This window comes from Brucella daejeonensis (genome assembly GCF_014199265.1).
GTDB lineage: Bacteria > Pseudomonadota > Alphaproteobacteria > Rhizobiales > Rhizobiaceae > Brucella > Brucella daejeonensis.
On record NZ_JACIJG010000044.1, the window covers coordinates 1 to 3,757 of the forward strand.

The window sequence follows — 3,757 nt, forward strand, 5'->3', positions numbered from 1 at the left end:
AAAATGGCAAGAATTCCTCGAATGCTTTGTCGACGACCAGGAAGTCGTCGAACGTGTCAAGACATATTCCCCACGGTAACAATCGGGCGGTTACGCCCGAACTCAATCCGATGGAAAACATCTGGCGGTTCATGCGTGACAACTGGCTGTCAAATCAGATATTCCAAACCTACGACGACATCGTTGATCATTGCTGCAAGCCATGGTGCAAGCTGATCGCCGACCCATGGACAATCATTTCAATCGGACTGCGCGAGTGGGCGCATCGGTTCTAATCAATGGGCCTTGGTATTAGCCCGCGTCAACCCGATGAGCAGATCGGCGATCTGCTCGTTCTCCTCGTTCAGTTTGGCGCTGTATCGATAGCAGGTCTCACTGACATCGAAAGTGCTAACGCAATGCTGACTCCGTGTGGTGCCACAGCTTTCCCGGCCATCTCCCGGCGTTGAGATGGCCGCGTCATTTTTTTCCCAGAGCCTCTTTGAGAAGTTCCGTCTGCATGCTCATCTCGGCATACATCTTCTTCAGCCGACGGTTCTCGTCCTCCAGAGCCTTCACCCGACTGATCATTGACGCATCCATGCCGCCGTATCTGGAGCGCCATTTATAAAAGGACGCGGCACTCATCCCATGCTCCCAGCAGAGCTCCGGGACAGGGACACCGCCTTCCGCCTGGCGAAGGATCGCAAGGATTTGTGGTTCGCTAAATCTGCTCGTCTTCATCAAAATCTCCTCGTTCATAAAGCCCGAGAAAATTCTACTTTTGAACCCTGTTATTCTCTGGCGGGATTACCATCTGATCGAAGCCCTGCCTGCCCAAGTCGTGCTGGCAGACACAGCCTGCGGCAGCAACCGTCTACGCAAGGCAATCGCCAACAAGGCGGCAATCGCGGTCATCACAATTACTGCAACAATCTTATGGCTCAGATAAGTGTCCTCACTTCCTGGCACATAAACTTACAATTTCCTGTTTTGCCCCCACGTTATCACCGACAGGAATAAACTTGATTTGAGGAGAATCGTGTTCAGAAAGCGCGCCAACATCAAACGTGATAGTTGGCAAGCGAAGCGCAGCGGCTTCAGCGACCGTGTAACCAAATGATTCATCAACAGAGGTACTGAGGAACACACCTCCGGCTTCGCGAACACTATGGTATAGAGATCTAATTTGCCGTTTCGACAAATTTAAAAGTACAGATAGCCTCTTCTCAAGGCGATAAGCATAAACATCTCCCATGAAATCGGAAAAACTTGTGACATCATCATTAAAACTTACAACAGAGATACCGTGATAGACATCTGGTAAAAGTGATAGTATGCGGAGAAAATCATTAACATTCTTCTGATCGTCAAACCTACCTATCCACAAAATAGGAATACTATTATTCCATATAAAAGGATCTACGTCATCTTTGAATTCTAAATATTCTTTATCAAGTAAATTTTGTCGAACAGAAATTTTCGGTAGGCATTCCTGCGGGAGCACTTCCGACAGCATGCGAGCACTATTTTGACTTGGCGCAGCAAAAATATCAACTTTGTGGATATCCAGCTTTGGTATTTCTCTCTCCATCTGAGACCTGAAAGGGGTGTGGAATTCATATACAATCAACGAATCGCTTCTTGTATCAATCCACTTAATAACTTCATGTGCAGTAGTAATTCTGATTTCCTTGTATGAAAATCTACGAGTGATATCTTTGACAAACCCCTCAATCCTGTTCGGAGAACAGATACGAACATTAACATTGCTCAAATCGTCGAATACGCTAGCCCCGCCCTTGTCGTGCAAAAAAAGTAAATCATGGATTTGATCCGGATTATCTTTGGCACGATTATAGTATACTGTCGTCATTCCACCACGACTACAGTTTATGTATACAGAAAGATACCTATTCATATCCTAATTACCGATGAGTTTCAGTGTGGACGAGATGCGTTCTGGCCATCTTGACGATGCGAGATAATCCTCCAAGCCGCTGACATCTCGCTCGTGGTACACCTTTCCAATTCTCTTCCCGACCAAATCATTAAATTGGTCAATTCTATAGTACACATCCGTAAGCGGGCTACTAATAACACCACCCATCGGGGCACTCACAACGGGCAGGGCTAGTGCCATATACTCGTACAGCTTGTTTGGATCCACGCCATACGTCAGTTTCGACGGTATGAATGGTATAATGCCGATTGCCCAGTCCCGTGATAATTCTATAAATTCGTCATGTGTCTTGGGGCCAATTAGTTTAACGTTACTTGGTAAATCAAGATTTTTTGGCTCGCCAAAACCGATGAACTCATAGATCAGATCAGGAGACTCTCTTGCGGAGCGAATTATCAATGGCCAGTCGAACCAAGATGCCGTCAAATGCCCTATATACCCAACCTTCCTGGAACCTGCACGCGCATTGAGGTTTTCCAACGTACGAAAGCTCTTCGTTTTTGACAAAAAATCATCAGAAACTCCATTTGGAATCAGATGAACATCTCTGCCACCGGTCAACTCGCGCATTTTTTGTTGTAGGCGGGGACTCACTGCTGTTACGTATCGTGCGGCACTCGCTGCACGCATCTCGAGTCTTGGATAGTGCCACTTCGCATAACCCGAGCGCCGAAATTCTTCCATATCATCTCGGCATTCATAGATAGTCATCCATCCGTAAAGATTAGCAAGGTCGATGGCGCAAGTAGCTTGATGATCTGAGAAAGCACTGCAAATAAACGTAACGCTTCTTCTGTACGATGCTGATATTGCATCAAGAACGTCGAACAGGGCCTCCCGCTTAAACTGCATGATATTATCGGAATAATCCGTGTTATCAGGCGTCACCCCGCCAAACGGAAAGAAAAGAACGAGATACCCTCGCTCGGATAGTTCCATTGCGAATCTGTTTGACCGAAGTGTAATTGATGGGTGCCCCATTTGAGGGGCTGTCGTATAAATAATATATATTGATGTTTCTTTGGATAGGTTATTAAGCTTGGACGTCAACCGTTCAAACGTGGTTTTCAATGCCTTTGGATTAACATCGATAGACAACTCATCCAGGAAAACCGGGATATCTTTTTTCCATGATCGCAATGTTACATGCATTGAGCATGCACCGCGCGGAGCAGTTAACTCAACCTTTGTCGAAGCCCCTTTGACCCCCGTGTTCAGATAGACATAGGGACCTATACCTGGACTGGATGACAATTCACAGACAGGCAACACTTCCTGATTGCAGTTATCATAAAATGTGAACGTAGCAAGAGCGGCTTTGTTTCGATCAGGATTATGAGCATCGTCAGCTGAGATAGATGCATCAATTCTAATTGTAAGATGTTGACCAGCATCAACATCGAATTGCCGCACATCTTGTTCTATTTTCGATCTAACGTCAGTTGCGTTATCAGAACTCGGCTCAGTGGTGTGGCTCGGTATTACATAGACAATTGGTTCCGCGGATTTCTGATCAGGGCCAATATCGGGCTGCAGTTCCTCTTGCCTTTCTTTCGAGGCAACTAACTTCTTAATTTTTGACGCTAATCTTCTCACTTGCCCACCTCACGTACCGATACCCTGAGCGTGAACTATCATAAGATGAGCTAATAAATAAAGTCCTGTATCAGTGTAGTGTGAAATTAAAACAGCCATAGACACCTTTCGCACATCTCGCGAGTGGCCTGCCCCCTGAAAAGTGGTCCTCCCTGAAGTAGGCTATTGAGCCGTTGGAGAGGACGTTGGAATGCCCCAGAAGAAGCATAAGCCCGAAGA

2 protein-coding genes and 3 pseudogenes are annotated in these 3,757 nt (G+C 46.2%); 2 read left to right on the forward strand and 3 right to left on the reverse strand.

The features are described 5' to 3' along the window. Positions 1-275, forward strand: a pseudogene (locus FHS76_RS22290) (hypothetical protein); the annotation flags it as partial. A gap of 24 nt (positions 276-299) precedes the next feature. Here the strand turns inward: FHS76_RS22290 and FHS76_RS22295 are convergent. Then, a pseudogene (locus FHS76_RS22295) lies at positions 300-723 on the reverse strand (transposase); the annotation flags it as partial. Between the two features lie 73 nt (positions 724-796). Between FHS76_RS22295 and FHS76_RS22300 the strand changes: the two are divergent. Next, positions 797-898 (forward strand): annotated as a pseudogene (locus FHS76_RS22300) (IS5/IS1182 family transposase); the annotation flags it as partial. Between the two features lie 39 nt (positions 899-937). Here FHS76_RS22300 and FHS76_RS22305 read toward each other — a convergent pair. Next, positions 938-1,855 carry a glycosyltransferase gene (locus tag FHS76_RS22305; RefSeq protein WP_183658500.1) on the reverse strand — a complete coding sequence of 306 codons (918 nt, stop codon included), beginning with the start codon at positions 1,853-1,855 and terminating at the stop codon, positions 938-940. A gap of 48 nt (positions 1,856-1,903) precedes the next feature. After that, complete coding sequence (locus FHS76_RS22310; protein WP_183658503.1) at positions 1,904-3,538, reverse strand: glycosyltransferase family protein; 1,635 nt, start codon at positions 3,536-3,538, stop codon at positions 1,904-1,906. Positions 3,539-3,757: the final 219 nt, after the last annotated feature.

Coding starts and splice junctions, on each gene's coding strand:
- FHS76_RS22305 (WP_183658500.1), bottom strand. CDS start 1,855: ATGACGACAGTATACTATAATCGTGCCAAAGATAATCCGGATCAAATC.